This is a genomic window from Sphingobium nicotianae, assembly GCF_018603885.1.
GTDB lineage: Bacteria > Pseudomonadota > Alphaproteobacteria > Sphingomonadales > Sphingomonadaceae > Sphingobium > Sphingobium nicotianae.
Window position 1 is genome coordinate 183,302 of sequence record NZ_JAHGAW010000012.1, and the last position, 14,199, is coordinate 197,500.

Here is a 14,199-nt window from a genome sequence, read left to right on the forward strand (position 1 = left end):
CGCCGCAGGTAAAAGCCAACTCGCACGGATCTACGAGCTCAAGAAGGTCAAGCACCAGATCGCCACGGCGCACAGCTCATCCTGCCGATGACGTCTCCCTCATGCAGGCGCGCCGCCACGAAATCCGACATGGCGAGGATGACAGCTGTGGCGCCGATACGCCGGCTTGTCCGAGTTCGATGATCGGGGCCTGAGCCGAGCAGTTCCGGAATTGAGGCCAAGCTGGTACGCGTTCTCACTCAGACGTCGAGATTGGCGACGTTCAGCGCATTGTCCTGGATGAACTCGCGGCGCGGCTCGACCACGTCGCCCATCAGGCGCGTGAAGATCTCGTCGGCCACGTCCGCCTGCTCGATCTCGACGCGCAGCATGGCGCGATTGTTGGGATCGAGCGTGGTCTCCCAGAGCTGCTCCGCGTTCATCTCGCCCAGCCCCTTGTAGCGCTGAATGGCGAGACCCTTGCGACCCGCAGTCAGCACCGCGTCGAGCAACTCCGACGGCCGCGTAACCAGCGCGCCCTTGGCCGAGACGGCGGTCTGCGCCGGCGTGATCTCCTCGCCATCCTCGTCGACCTCGGGTGCCGCTTCCTGCTGGGCCTGCTGCGTGGCGGAGCGCGTGCTCAGCAGGCGGCTGGCGGTCGCATAGAGATCGATCTGCTCGCGCGCCAGCGCATCGAGCTTGCGCGCCTCGGCGGAGGTCAGGAAGGCGCCCTCGATAATGTGGTGGTCGGTAACGCCGCGCACCAGCCGCTCGAGATGATAGCCGCCCTCGGCGGAGATCCGCCCGGCCCAGCGCCCCTCGGCATCGACGGAATCGAGCCATGCCGTCGCGCGCGCGATCGCCTGGGTGCGGCCATCGGCATCGAGCTCGGTTGAAAGCGCGCCGGCGAGTGCCAGCCCTTCCACGATCGCACCGTCATAGCGCTTGGGCACATAACGCATCAGCGCGCGCATGCGCCGGGCATGATCAATGAGGTGGCGCAGGTCCGCGCCGGTGCGCGGGCCGTGGCTCGTTTCGAGCACCATCGTGTCGACGCCATTGTCGACCAGATATTGGTCGAGCGCCGCTTCATCCTTGAGATAGACTTCCGAGCGACCGCGCGTCGCCTTGTAGAGCGGCGGCTGGGCGATGTAGAGATGCCCGCCCTCGATGATCTGCGGCATCTGCCGGTAGAAGAAGGTGAGCAGCAGGGTGCGGATATGCGCGCCGTCGACGTCGGCGTCGGTCATGATCACGACCTTGTGGTAGCGCAGTTTCTCCAGGTTGAAGTCGTCGCGAATGCCGGTGCCCATCGCCTGGATGAGCGTGCCGATCTCGCGGCTGCCGAGCATCCGGTCGAAGCGGGCGCGTTCGACGTTGAGGATCTTGCCGCGCAGGGGCAGGATCGCCTGGAAATGGCGGTCGCGGCCCTGCTTGGCCGAGCCGCCGGCCGAATCACCCTCGACCAGATAAAGCTCGGACTTGGCGGGATCGCGCTCCTGGCAGTCGGCCAGCTTGCCGGGCAGCGAGGCGATGTCCATGACGCCCTTGCGGCGCGTCAGCTCGCGCGCCTTCTTGGCCGCCTCGCGCGCGGCGGCGGCATCGACCACCTTCTGGATGATCGATTTGGCGTGGGCGGGGTTTTCCTCCAGCCATTCGGCCATCTTGTCGGCCATCAGGCTTTCGAGCGGTTGGCGCACCTCGGAGGAGACCAGCTTGTCCTTGGTCTGGCTGCTGAACTTGGGATCGGGCAGCTTGACCGAGACGATCGCGGTCAATCCCTCGCGCATGTCCTCGCCGGTGAGCGCGATCTTCTCGCGCTTCAGCGTCCCCGATTTCTCGGCATAATTGTTGAGCGTGCGCGTGAGGGCGGCGCGGAAAGCCGCCAGATGCGTGCCGCCGTCACGCTGCGGGATGTTGTTGGTGAAGCACAGGACATTCTCGTAGTAAGAATCGTTCCACTCCAGCGCGACCTCGATGGTGACGTCGTCGCGGGTGCCGGAAATCGCGACGGGGTCCGGCATCAGCGAGACCTTGTTGCGATCGAGATATTTGACGAAGGCCGCGATGCCGCCCTCGTAGAAAAGCTCGACCGACTTCTTCTCCTCGTGACGCGCATCGTTGAGGAAGATGCGCACGCCCGAGTTGAGGAAGGCCAGCTCGCGGTAGCGATGCTCCAGCTTCTCGAAGTCGAAATCGGTGATCTTGAAGGTGGCCGGGCTGGGCAGGAAGGTGACGCGCGTGCCCTTCTGGGGGGCACCATTCACGATCGGCGCCGGACCCACGACCTTGAGCGGCAGGACCGCGTCGCCGAACGCGAAGCGCATATAATGCTCCTCGCCGTCCCGCCAGATGGTAAGGTCGAGCCATTCGGAGAGCGCGTTGACGACGCTGACGCCCACGCCGTGCAGGCCGCCCGAGACCTTGTAGGCATTGTCGTCGGAGGTGTTCTCGAACTTCCCGCCCGCGTGGAGCTGGGTCATGATGACCTCGGCTGCCGAGACGCCCTCTTCCTTGTGGATTCCGGTCGGGATGCCGCGGCCATTGTCGGTGACGCTTACCGATCCGTCGGGATTGAGCGTGATGTCGATCCGGTCGCAATGGCCGGCCAGCGCCTCGTCGATGGCATTGTCGCTGACCTCGAACACCATGTGATGCAGGCCCGAGCCGTCATCCGTGTCGCCGATATACATGCCGGGGCGCTTGCGCACCGCGTCCAGGCCCTTCAGCACCTTGATGCTGTCGGCGCCATAGTCATTTTCGTTTTGCGGGGGGGTGTTCGGGGTCTCGTCCGTCATATCGAGTATATAGGAACGAGGGGACGAAAACGGAAGCGAAATGCGCTTTATCGAGACGGTCTTGCCCCCTTGATCCCTGCTGTCGGCGGTTGGAGGAAATGCGGCGTTCCGGCGACCGAGAATATCGCCGCGCGGGCATGAACAGAAATCGCCCGAACCGACACTAAGCAGAACATGGTTAATCTATAGTGCAAATGGCGCCGAACGGTGGTCATGGTAGGTTCAGCGCTCGCACGATATAGCGACCACTGATATGACCTTAGGAAGGACTGTCACGCCATGCGTATCTTCCCCGCTCTCGTCGCCGGCGCCGCGTTGCTCGCGGGCCTGCCGGCCGTCGCCAAGACCGACAATGCCAAGGGCGAGGCGGCGCTCGCCAAGGCGCTGGCCGGCCGCGTCGCCGGCAAGCCGGTCTCCTGCATCAATCTGCGCGACATCCGCTCCACCACCATCATCGACGGCACGGCGATCCTCTATTATGCCGGAAGCACCATCTATGTGAACCGGCCGGCGGACCCCGGCTCGCTCGACGACGACGACGTCATGGTCACCAAGACCAGCCTCAGCCAGCTCTGCAATGTGGACGTCGTGCATCTGGTCGACCGCTCGACGCGGTTTCCGAGCGGGTTCGTCAATCTGAGCAAGTTCGTGCCTTACACCAAGCCGGGCAAGGCGCGCTGAGATCCTTGGGCCCCTCCCGCTGAGCTTCGCTCCAGGGGAGGGGCGAAGAAGGATCAGGCCGCGTTCTTGGCCTTCTTGTCCTGCTGATAGCGCTCGATCGCCTCGAGCGTGATCTGGCGCGCTGCGGCACTGTCGCCCCAGGTGCCGACGCGGACCCACTTCTCGGCTTCGAGATCCTTGTAGTGGGTGAAGAAGTGCTCGATCTGCTGGAACACGATGTCCGGCAGATGCTCTTTCTCGGTCACATCGGCATAATAAGGGAAGGTCGCGTTGTCGGGCACGCAGAGCAGCTTCTCGTCGCCGCCATGCTCGTCTTCCAGGTTCAGCACCGCGATCGGGCGCGCGCGCACGACGCAGCCCGGCACGAACGGCGAGCGCGCGACGACCAGCGCGTCGAGCGGATCGCCATCGGGCGAGAGCGTGTGCGGCACGAAGCCGTAATTGGCCGGATAGCGCATCGGCGTATGCAGGATGCGGTCGACGAACAGGGCGCCCGACGCCTTGTCGAACTCATATTTGACGGGCTCGCCGCCGGTCGGAACTTCGATGACGACGTTGAGGCTCTCCGGCGGATTTTCGCCGACGGGGATGAGTTCAATGTTCATGCAAGACTCGCTGCAAGAGGTTAACCTGTGGGAGCCGCGCCGGTCCTTGCTTCGAGAAGCCGGTCGAGACTCGTTTGCCCCTCTCCTGTTTTTTCGAGCCGCGGATAGCGCAAGCCCCCCGAATAATCGAGCGTGATCGTGCGATATTGCTTGTCCTGCTTGAGAATGAATGAAAGCGGCGCCTTTTTGTCGCTGGTCGCCTTGATCGCGGCGCGGAAGCCGTCGCCGGAATATTCGGTGCCGTTGATCGCGACGATCTTGTTGCCGACGATCATCCCGGCCCTGAAGGCGGGGCTGTTCCAGATCACCTGCTTCACGTCGCCGTCATTGCCGACGACGAGGCCGACGCCATAGCGCTGATCGACCGTCTTGGCGCTCTTCTCGTAGGCTGCGACCTCGAGATTGGGCGTCTCGCCATAGACCAGCTTGTAGCCGCCAAGCGTGAAGCCGCCCTTGGTGACTTCCTTGTTGGTCCTGTCGATCCGATCGCGCAGGAACGTCGCCCAGTCATAGGGATAGACGCTGTTCAGCGTATCGATGACGTCCTGGCGCTCATAAGTGAGGGTGCCCCAGTCGCCATCGTTGACGCCGAAAAAGGCCTTGGCGAAATCGTCGAGGCCCTTGGCGCCATTGGTGCCCTTGGCGATGATCGCGTCGGCCTCCAGCCAGATCATCGCGCCTTCATTATAATAATCCTCCGAGCGCTCCCAGCTCGGCCAGCCCTTGGGCCGGCGCGCGGAGATGATCGGGTCGCGCGTCGTGTCGGCGACCGGCCGCCATTCGCGCCCTCTGGTGGCGTCGAGCCGCGCGGCGATGGCGGCGAAGGCGTCCAGCCCCTCGGCCTTGCTCAAAAGGCCGGCGCGCGTCGCCAGCACATAGCCCCAGAACTGTGTCTGGCCTTCATAGACCCAGAGCAGATCGTCCTGCATCGGCGTCGAGAAGTCGGGCGTCCACAGGCCGGCCGGGCTGCGATACTTGCCGTTCCAGCTATGCGTGAACTCATGGGCGAGCAGGTCGCGATCGCCCAGCGAGTCGGCCCATTTAGTGAAATAGCCCTCGCCCACGCCATTCTCGCTGGAGCGATGATGCTCGACGCCGATGCCGCCCAGCGTCTCGGAGATGGAGAAGAGATAGTCATAATGATCGAAGTGCCGCGCGCCGAACGCGGAGATCATCTCGTCGGCCAGCTTCTTGTGCAGCGCGACCTGCTCCGGCGTGGCCAGCAATTGCTCGGGATCGTCGGCGAACACGTTGAGCGCGACGTCATGGCCAAGGTCGATCGTGCGCGAGAAGCGCCCGGCGAGCAAAGGCGAGTCGATCAGCGTCTCGTAGTCGGTGGCGTCATAGCTGATCGTGTTGCCGGTCCTGGTCCCGCGCAGCGCCGTGGCGGCGGTCCAGTTCGGCGGCAGCGTGACATTGGCCTGCACCGGGATGCGCCGCGTGTAGAAGCCGGCCGGATAGAGCGAGACGCTGAACCATTGCAGGTTGATCAGTGAATCGGTGAAGTTGACGCGGCCCTGATCGCTCTTGGTCGGCGCGAGGAACTGGAAGGTCGCGACGATCGAGGCAGCGCCCGCCGGCACCGAGATGTGGAAGGCATAGACGTTGAGCGCGTCGCGCTGCCACTCGATCGGCTTGCCGTTGGCGGTGATCACCAGCGAGGCGAGCTTTTCCAGCTGCCCGCGCGGCGCGTGGTTGCCGGGGATCCATTCCGGGAAGAGCAGGGTCAGCGGGCCGCTGGTGCTCACCGGGATTGTCTGCTTGACGTTGATGATCCGCCGCGCGGTGTCGGTCGCGTCGACCTCCAGCTTCATCGTGCCGCCGGCCCAGGCGATGTCGCGCGGCTCGGGCACGGTACGCAGCAGCGGCGCGGCGACGGGGGCCGAGTGGATCGGTGTTGGCGGCGCGTCCTGGGCCACGGCAGGCAGCGGCGAGAAAGCAAGAGCGAGAAGGACGGATTGGAATGCGCGGCGCATCGGGTCACTCCGGATGATGAAAGCCGCGAGCATGGCAGCGCCGCGCCCGCGCGTCCAGACGCTGCACCGCACAAACAGCCGATTGCCCGCCTTTCCTCTGGTGGAACCGCGCCTTGCCCGAGGTGGCGCTCGCCTTGCCGGATGGGCCGCAATGGCTATGATGGTAGGTGACAGAGAGCGGCGGTCGACGAGGGAGGCAATCCCACGCGGCCCGACAAGGAGAGAGAGATGCACATAGGCTTGGCGAGCGGCTTCGCGCATCAGCGCGGCAGGGACTATCCGGATCAGCAATTCGTGCAGGAGGAGGTCGAGAATCTCGTCCTCGCCGAGGAGCTCGGCTTCGATTCGGTGTGGATTACCGAGCATCATTTCTCGGACTATTCCATGTCCAACGATCCGCTCCAGCTGCTCACCTACATTGCCGGGCGGACGAAGCGCATCAAGCTCGGCACGCAGGTGATCATCGTCCCCTGGCACGACCCGGTGCGGCTGGCCGAGAAGATCATCAATCTCGACATCCTCTCGCGCGGCCGCGCGATCCTGGGCTTCGGCAATGGCCTCGCGCCGCACGAATATCAGGGCCTGCGCATCGACCAGACCAAGGCGCGCGAGCTCTACAGCGAGATTCTCGACCTGGTGATCCCGGCGATCGAGACCGGCGTGATCGAGGGCAAGGGCCAGCATATCGATCAGCCTCGCCGCGAGCTGCGCCCCGGCCCGCTCAAGAGCTTCGAGGGCCGCAAGTTCTGCGGCTCGCTGTCCGGCTCGTCGATGTACACCGCCGCCCGCCTCGGCTTCGGCAACATGGTGCTGATGCTGCCCCAGCGCGGGCAGGAGACGCCGCCGGATCTCTACAAGGGCATCTGGGCGGAAGTGCATGGCGACGGCAGCGTGCCGCCCCCGCCGATGGTCGGCGGCAATTACTATATCGACGAGAATGCCGACTATGCGCTGGAGCAGGGCCATAAATATCTCGCCAACACGATGCGCGCGGCGATCCGCAACTACAGCCTCGACAAGCCCGGCACCTTCGCCGCGATGAAGGGCTATGAGAGCTACGAGAAGATGGTGCTGCAGCCCGAGGCGATCGATCCCTATGTCGAGAATTTCGCCAAGGGCGTGGTGGCGGGCACGCCGCAGATGATCCTCGATCGGATGTGGGAGCTGAAGGAGATCTACCAGCCGCAGGGCTTCTTCCCGCATGTCCATTTCGGCGGCATGCCGCAGGCCGAGGCGCGCAAGAATATCGAGCTGTTCGCCCGGACCGTGCTGCCCGAGGTCAAGAGCTGGCAGGCCGAAGCCTCGATCGACGACCGCTTCCTGGAGGCGGCGGAGTAGGGCAGGCGGCGGGACTGGGCGAAGAGAGCAGGACCGCCCAACCGCCTCTTCCGTCATGCCAGCGAAAGCTGGCATCTCGTCCGGCAGCAAGGGCGTCCACCGCATGAGATCCCAGCTTCCGCTGGGATGACGAAGCGGACTTGCCGACGGCCGCGGTGCCGCTCACTTCCCGTGCGGGAAAAATCCCGCTAGAGGCGCGCGCATGGCGAAGATCGAGACACCCCGGCCCATTCGCGGCACCCAGGACATGCTTGGCGACATGGCGGATCGCTTCGCCCATGTCGTCGAGACGTTCGAGCGGGTGCGCAAGCTTTACGGGTTCAAGCGCATCGAGGTGCCGGTGTTCGAACAGACCGCCGTGTTCTCCCGCTCGCTCGGCGAGACGACCGACGTGGTCTCCAAGGAGATGTACACGTTCGAGGATCGCGGCGGCGACAGTGTCACCCTGCGCCCCGAGTTCACCGCCGGCATCGCCCGCGCCTACATCACCGAAGGCTGGCAGCAATATGCGCCGCTCAAGGTCGCGACGCACGGCCCGCTGTTCCGCTACGAGCGCCCGCAAAAGGGCCGCTACCGCCAGTTCCACCAGCTCGACGCCGAGATCATCGGCGCCGCCGAGCCGCTGGCCGACGCGGAGCTGCTGATCTTCGCCGACCAGCTGCTCAAGGAACTGGGCATCAGCGAGGGTGTCACGCTCACGCTCAACACCCTTGGCGACTATGAGAGCCGCGAGCTGTGGCGCAGCGCGCTGGTCGCGCATTTCGAGGGGCACAAGGATGCCCTGAGCGAGGACAGCCAGGAGCGGCTGCACCGCAACCCGCTGCGCATCCTCGACAGCAAGGATCCGCGCGATCAGGCCATCGTGGCCGACGCGCCGGACATCGACGCCTATCTGACCGACGATGCGCGCGCCTTCTTCGAGAAGGTGACGGACGGCCTCAAGGCGGCGGGCGTCGCGTGGACCCGCAACGCCCGGCTGGTGCGCGGGCTGGATTATTATCGCCACACCGCCTTCGAGTTCGTCACCGACCGGCTCGGCGCGCAGGGCACGGTGCTCGGCGGCGGGCGCTATGACGGCCTGATCGAGACCCTCGGCGGCCCGGTGACTCCGGCGGTCGGCTGGGCGGCGGGGATCGAGCGGCTGGGGATGTTGTTGGAGACGGCCCAAAGCGCAGCTTTGGATGTGGTGATCGCTGTGGAGAACGACGCGGTGCTCGATCAGGCGATTAGCGGTTTGACCGCGCTTCGTCGCGCCGGACTTGCAGCCGACATCGTCGCCACAGGATCGCCTCGTAAACGCTTCGACAAGGCGGCGAAAATGGGGGCACGAACTCTGGTTTCTGCTGGCGTTGGAGATGGACGGCCAATGCTCAACATTCGGAGCGAGAATCCGGATACAATAGCGAAGCTTGATAAGCTTTTGCGGCCCGCCTTCCGATGATCACTACGTTTCCCGAACGTGCTTCTTTAGCCCCTCCCCTTCGGGGGAGGGGTAGGGGGTGGGTGACGCGCGCAAGCGCGTTCCTCGACCTCGCCGTTTCGCAGATGCCGTTGCGCGGCAACCCCACCCCTTCCCCCTCCCCCGAAGGGGAGGGGCTTGATAGGTTGGCCTGACGTGGCGCAAATCTCCCCCGAGCGCATCGCCGCCATCCTGCGGCGGCAGGAGGAAGTGCAGGCGCAGATGGCGCGGCCGGATCTGCCGCCCGAGCAGTTCGTCCAGCTGTCCAAGGATTATGCCGAACTGGAGCCGGTGGTGAAGGCGGCCGGGGATGTCGAATCCTTGCGCAACGAGCAGGCCGAACTGGAGGCGATGCTCGCTGATCCCGAGATGAAGGCGATGGCGCAGGAGGAGCTGGAGACGTTGCGCTCCCGGCTGCCCCAGGCCGAGCATGCGCTGGCGATCGCGCTCCTGCCCAAGGACGCGGCGGACGTCCGCTCGGCGATGCTGGAGATCCGCGCCGGCACCGGCGGCGACGAGGCGGCCCTGTTCGCGGGCGACCTGTTCCGCATGTATCAGCGCTATGCCGAGACGCAGGGGTGGCGGGTCGAGCTGATCTCGGCCAATGCCTCGGAAGCGGGCGGCTACAAGGAGGTGATCGCCTCGGTCACTGGCACCGGCGTCTTCGCCAAGCTCAAGTTCGAGAGCGGCGTGCACCGCGTCCAGCGCGTGCCGGTCACCGAGAGCGGCGGGCGCATCCACACCTCGGCGGCGACCGTCGCGGTGCTGCCCGAGGCGGAGGAAGTCGACGTCCAGATCAACGAGGCGACGGACCTGCGCATCGACGTCTATCGCTCGTCCGGCGCGGGCGGACAGCACGTCAACACGACCGACAGCGCGGTGCGCATCACCCATCTGCCGACCGGCCTCGTCGTCACCCAGCAGGACGAGAAGTCGCAGCACAAGAACAAGGCCAAGGCGCTTAAGGTGCTGCGCACGCGCCTGTATGAGGCCGAGCGCGAGCGCACCCAGGCCGAGCATGCCGGCGCGCGCAAGGCGATGGTCGGCTCGGGCGACCGCTCCGAGCGCATCCGCACCTATAATTTCCCGCAGGGCCGCGTGACCGATCACCGCATCAACCTGACGCTGCATCGCCTGCCCGAGATTCTCGAAGGACCGGGGCTGGAAGAGGTCATCTCCGCGCTGATCGCCGAGGACGAGGCGGCGCGCCTCGCCCAGCTCGACATGGCGGCGTGAGCCGGGCATCCACGGAGGGCTGTCCTACATCGTCAGAACTTCGCTAGAATGATTCAGGCAACATATTGAAAAAGCGAAGAAAAAATGATTTCCATTGTGCATACGCCTGATGATCGCGAAGTTGTGCGAGATTCCGGTCTCTTTTCAGAGGCTTGGCAAAACCGGCGCCGGCGCGATGTTCGCACATCTTGCTCTATAATGCGTCCATGACCGACAGACCGCTCTCCGATTGGTTGCGCGACGCCACGGCCTGCCTCGCCCGCGTCAGCGATACGCCCCGTCTGGACGCCGAATTGCTCGCCGCCTTCGCGCTGGGCCTGAGCCGGGAGGAGATGATTCTCGGCCTGCCGCGCCTGGATGCGCCGCCGGTCGTCGAGGCGCTCATCGCGCGGCGGCTGGCGCACGAGCCTCTGGCCTATATATTGGGCAAGCGCGATTTCTGGACATTGTCGCTGCGCGTGACCCCCGCCGTGCTGATCCCGCGCCCGGACAGCGAGACGCTGATCGAGGCGGCGATCGGCCATTTCCAGGATCGGGCGCCGCCTCGCCGCATCCTTGATCTCGGCACCGGCTCGGGCGCGCTGCTCCTCGCCGCGCTGGACATCTGGCCCGAGGCGACGGGCCTCGGCATCGATGCGTCGCCGGCCGCGATCGAGATCGCGCGGGAGAACGCCGTGATCTGCGCCATGGCCGATCGCGCGACGTTCCGCGTCGGCGACTGGGGCGCCGGGATTGCGGAGCGGTTCGACCTCATCCTGTGCAACCCGCCTTATATCTCCACGCGCGCGATGCTCCCGGCCGACGTGCGGGACCACGAACCAGCGAGCGCGCTGTTCGCCGGCGAGGACGGACTCGATGACTATCGCCGTCTCGCGACGCAGACGGGCGCGCTGCTCGCGGAGGGCGGCGTCGCCATCTTCGAAATCGGGTTCGATCAGGCAGAGTCGGCCGGCGCCCTGTTCCGTGCGGCCGGCTTCGCGGTCAGGCTCGCACGGGATCTTGCCGGGCGGGCGCGCGCGCTCATCGTCACGGCGGGGTCACGCGTCGCCGATACGGAGGCCCCCTGAGCGATGCGCCGCGTTGAAAGCGGCTTTTTAACCCTCGCATGCGATTTTTACTTGGTTTGGCGGACAGGAGCGACTATCTGCAGCTTACAGAGCTGCTCCCGCCCACGCGACTATGCCTGGGAAAGCGGCCTGCTCCCACAGTTTTGGCGGCGTTCTAACGTGGAGCCGTTGGCCGAAGCGCGGGGCGCGAGGGGTTCGCCTGAACCACTCCGCCGTCGATGTGAATGCACAGCGTTTCGAGCTTTATCACGGGGATACCGAGATTTTAGTTGAGAGCACAGGGACGAACCTTTGATCAACAACAACCGTCAAGCCGGTCGCCGTCGCGGCCGGAATAACAATAACCCGCGCCAGAATGGCGGGGGTGGTGGCAATCGCGGCAGTGGCGATTCCGGCAACCGGATCGACAACCGCGCGCGCGGCAATGCCACGCAGCTTCTCGAGAAATACCGCAACCTGGCGCGTGATGCGCAGATGGCCGGCGATCGGGTGAACGCGGAATATTATTTCCAGTTCGCCGATCATTATTTCCGTGTGCTCGCCGACAATCGCGCCCGTCAGGAAGAGCAGCAGGGCGGGCAGGGCGGCCAGCGCTTCCGGCGCCCCGAGGACAGCGATCAGGATTTCGACAATGATCGTGACGAGCTGAACGACGGTGGGGGCGACGACGGCGACGATTTCGCGCCCGCGCCCGCACAGCAGGAGCAGCGTCCGCCCCGCCGCGAGCAGAATCGCGATCAGGGCCGTGAGCAGACTGGCGGGCGGGACCGCAATCGCGGTCGCGACCGTGACCGGAACCAGCAGGATCGCAGCGAGGAACGCGGCAATCGTGCGCCCGAGCCAGGGCAGGATCGGGATGGCGAGCGCGTCCAGAGCTTCGCCAATGACGATGATGGCGATCGGGATGTCGAGATCGGCCTGCCCGGCCTGCCACCGTCGATCGCCCGCATTGATGTCAGCGATGAAGATGACCGGCCGGCCGAAGTTGAGGACGTGGTCGAGGTTGCGCCCAAGCCGCGCCGCGGCCGTCGCCCGCGCGCTCCGGAAGCTGCCGAATAAGGATATCCGCGCGCGCAATCGCCACGCGCGGCCGAATCAGAGCCTGCGTTTCCGCTCCGGCGGGGACGCAGGCTTTTTCATTTGTGGCCGACCGGGCTTAGTCGTCCTCACCCAGCACGTCCGCGCTGACCCGGTCGTGTACATGGTGATCGTGGCCGGTGCCGCTCGACAGGAACATCAGGCCCATCAGCAGCGCCGCCATCATCACCGTCGCCCAGACGCCGCCAATGATCAACGCGACGAAGATCCACGGCAGCGGATCGCTCAGCGCCCACAGCAGCGCGACGACGGCCAGCGCCACGCCCAGCGCCAGCGCTGCCATGCCCCACATGATCCTGCGAAAGCGCGCCCAGGCGAACTGGGCCTGATGATGGTCGTCGAGACCGGGGCCGTTGGTCATGGTCCGCGCCATATGGGGGCGGACGGATGCGAGCAACAGACCTTTGACCTGATCATCGCACAGGCGCATAGTCGGCGCCCAATCCGACCGTCCGCCGGTCTTCACGCAGATGTCGACCGGCCCGGTCAGCGATGAACCGTGGAGAGGCATGATGGCGGTCAAATCCTTCGTCGACGACAAACGCGGCCCGATCATCTCGGCCAAAGCGACGGACAGTGTCGCGCAGGTGATCGCCCTGCTGGCCGAGAAGCGGATCGGCTGCGTGCCCATTGTCGAGGAGGGGCGGGTGCTCGGCATCTTTTCCGAGCGTGATGTCGTCTACGGACTCGCGCGCGAGGGCGCGGCGTTGCTCGACAAGCCGGTCGAGGCCGTGATGACGCGCCCTGCCGTCACGATCGGCGCCGACACGCCGATCATCTCGGCGCTCTCGCTGATGACCAAGCGGCGCATCCGGCACTTGCCGATCGTCGAGGGTGAAACGATGATCGGCTTCGTCAGCATCGGCGATCTGGTCAAGTCCCGGATGGACCACATCGAGGCGGAAGCGGAAGCGATGCGCTCCTACATTCAGACGGCCTGACGCTCTTTACTCGCCATCAAATCTCCCTGCGTTAAGGATGGCGGACGCGAGCCCGGCTCGCATTCCGTCCGTCCCCCAGTCAATGCAGGGTGTCATGCAGGATCGTTTGAAGCAGGCCGTCGAATCGCTCGCCCGCGCCGTCGGCTATGACAAGACGCACATCACGCGGGTCGTGCCCTATCGTACGATCGATGCCTGGCTGGACCAGCATGGCACCGCGGACAAGGATGCGCTTGAAATCTCTGCCGGCTGGAAATGGCGCACGCACAACTGGCGCAGCTTCACCGAGATGAACTGGCCCGAGCACGACATCTGCGTCGACGCGCTCGATCGTCAGTTCGATGTCATCATCGCCGACAATGTCTGGGAGCATCTCAAATATCCCGCCCGCGCCGCGCGCCATGTCCATGCGATGCTGCGGCCCGGCGGCGTGTTCATCAACATCACGCCGTTCCTGATCAAATATCATCCGATCCCGATCGACTGCTCGCGCTGGACTGAGATGGGCATGAAGCATTTCCTGGAGGAAGCCGGGTTCGATCCGGACGGGATCGAGACGGGCAGCTGGGGCAATGCGGCCGCAGTGAAAGCCAATTTCCATCGCTGGGCGCGCGCCGGCTGGCGACGGGCGCTGCGCAACGATCCCGATTTCCCGGTCACCGTCTGGGCAATGGCGCGGCGCGACTGAGCCGAGTCAGGCTGGCTCCGGCTTGCGCCGGCGGAGCATGCCGATCAGTTCGTTGACGAGTGGCCGCGCGAAGCCGAGCAGCAAGGCGCCATAGGCCAGCCCGCCCGCCACGACGAGAATCGCCAGATGCACTGGCGCGGGCAGGATGGGCAGGGCATGGTCAAGCAATTGCACGACGATCGCCATGGCCGCCGAGGCACCGATCGCCGGCATCACTGCGCCGATCACATCGCCGAAGCTGACATTCATGATTCGCCCCGCGATGCGAATCGTGGCGATCATCAGCAGGGGCAGGCCGATCGTCCAGGCGGCGGCAAGGCCAAGGGGGCCAAA

General features: G+C 65.3%; 13 protein-coding genes (1 of these 13 running past the window's edge). 8 read left to right on the plus strand and 5 right to left on the minus strand.

Going from position 1 to position 14,199, the window contains the following annotated elements:
- Window positions 1-239 precede the first annotated feature (239 nt).
- Complete coding sequence (gene gyrB / locus KK488_RS17795; RefSeq protein ID WP_214625045.1) at window positions 240-2,777, minus strand: DNA topoisomerase (ATP-hydrolyzing) subunit B; 2,538 nt, start codon at window positions 2,775-2,777, stop codon at window positions 240-242.
- Window positions 2,778-3,056: 279 nt separating this feature from the next.
- Here gyrB and KK488_RS17800 point away from each other — a divergent pair, with 279 nt between their 5' ends.
- Window positions 3,057-3,458, plus strand: coding sequence for a hypothetical protein (locus KK488_RS17800; RefSeq protein WP_214625046.1), 402 nt, complete (start codon window positions 3,057-3,059; stop codon window positions 3,456-3,458).
- 53 nt (window positions 3,459-3,511) lie between these two features.
- Here KK488_RS17800 and ppa read toward each other — a convergent pair whose 3' ends face one another.
- A complete protein-coding gene (gene ppa, locus KK488_RS17805) occupies window positions 3,512-4,063 on the minus strand; it encodes an inorganic diphosphatase (protein ID WP_214625047.1) in 552 nt (183 codons plus the stop codon).
- A gap of 20 nt (window positions 4,064-4,083) precedes the next feature.
- Window positions 4,084-6,039, minus strand: a complete 1,956-nt coding sequence (locus tag KK488_RS17810) for a M61 family metallopeptidase (RefSeq protein WP_214625048.1) — start codon at window positions 6,037-6,039, stop codon at window positions 4,084-4,086.
- Window positions 6,040-6,267: 228 nt separating this feature from the next.
- Between KK488_RS17810 and KK488_RS17815 the strand changes: the two genes are divergently transcribed.
- The 5 genes from KK488_RS17815 to KK488_RS17835 all read left to right on the plus strand — a co-directional run bounded on the left by KK488_RS17815 (window position 6,268) and on the right by KK488_RS17835 (window position 12,198).
- Window positions 6,268-7,377, plus strand: coding sequence for an LLM class flavin-dependent oxidoreductase (locus KK488_RS17815; protein WP_214625049.1), 1,110 nt, complete (start codon window positions 6,268-6,270; stop codon window positions 7,375-7,377).
- A gap of 202 nt (window positions 7,378-7,579) precedes the next feature.
- Entirely contained in the window at window positions 7,580-8,818 is a 1,239-nt protein-coding gene (gene hisS / locus KK488_RS17820) for a histidine--tRNA ligase (RefSeq protein ID WP_214625050.1), read from the plus strand.
- Between the two features lie 174 nt (window positions 8,819-8,992).
- On the plus strand, window positions 8,993-10,072 hold the full coding sequence (gene prfA, locus KK488_RS17825) for a peptide chain release factor 1 (protein ID WP_214625051.1): 1,080 nt from the start codon (window positions 8,993-8,995) through the stop codon (window positions 10,070-10,072).
- Window positions 10,073-10,278: 206 nt separating this feature from the next.
- The gene (gene prmC, locus KK488_RS17830; protein ID WP_214625052.1) at window positions 10,279-11,139 is read left to right on the plus strand and encodes a peptide chain release factor N(5)-glutamine methyltransferase; all 861 of its coding nucleotides are present in this window, start codon (window positions 10,279-10,281) and stop codon (window positions 11,137-11,139) included.
- 291 nt (window positions 11,140-11,430) lie between these two features.
- Window positions 11,431-12,198 (plus strand): DUF4167 domain-containing protein, encoded by a 768-nt coding sequence (locus tag KK488_RS17835; RefSeq protein WP_250890651.1) that lies wholly within the window; start codon window positions 11,431-11,433, stop codon window positions 12,196-12,198.
- Window positions 12,199-12,295: 97 nt separating this feature from the next.
- On the opposite strand, the gene KK488_RS17840 is transcribed toward KK488_RS17835, so the two are convergent.
- Window positions 12,296-12,748 carry a hypothetical protein gene (locus tag KK488_RS17840; RefSeq protein WP_250890653.1) on the minus strand — a complete coding sequence of 151 codons (453 nt, stop codon included), beginning with the start codon at window positions 12,746-12,748 and terminating at the stop codon, window positions 12,296-12,298.
- 1 nt (window position 12,749) lies between these two features.
- On the opposite strand from KK488_RS17840, the gene KK488_RS17845 reads away from it, so the two are divergent.
- Together KK488_RS17845 and KK488_RS17850 are read left to right on the plus strand one after the other, a co-directional pair.
- On the plus strand, window positions 12,750-13,178 hold the full coding sequence (locus tag KK488_RS17845) for a CBS domain-containing protein (protein ID WP_214625053.1): 429 nt from the start codon (window positions 12,750-12,752) through the stop codon (window positions 13,176-13,178).
- Window positions 13,179-13,272: 94 nt separating this feature from the next.
- On the plus strand, window positions 13,273-13,866 hold the full coding sequence (locus KK488_RS17850; RefSeq protein ID WP_214625054.1) for a class I SAM-dependent methyltransferase: 594 nt from the start codon (window positions 13,273-13,275) through the stop codon (window positions 13,864-13,866).
- Between the two features lie 6 nt (window positions 13,867-13,872).
- On the opposite strand, the gene KK488_RS17855 is transcribed toward KK488_RS17850, so the two are convergent.
- A protein-coding gene (locus KK488_RS17855; protein WP_214625055.1) for a lipopolysaccharide biosynthesis protein crosses the window boundary here: on the minus strand, window positions 13,873-14,199 show its 3' end. The gene runs 1,179 nt beyond the window's last position; only the last 327 of its 1,506 coding nucleotides appear in the window; its start codon lies beyond the right edge, outside the window; its stop codon occupies window positions 13,873-13,875.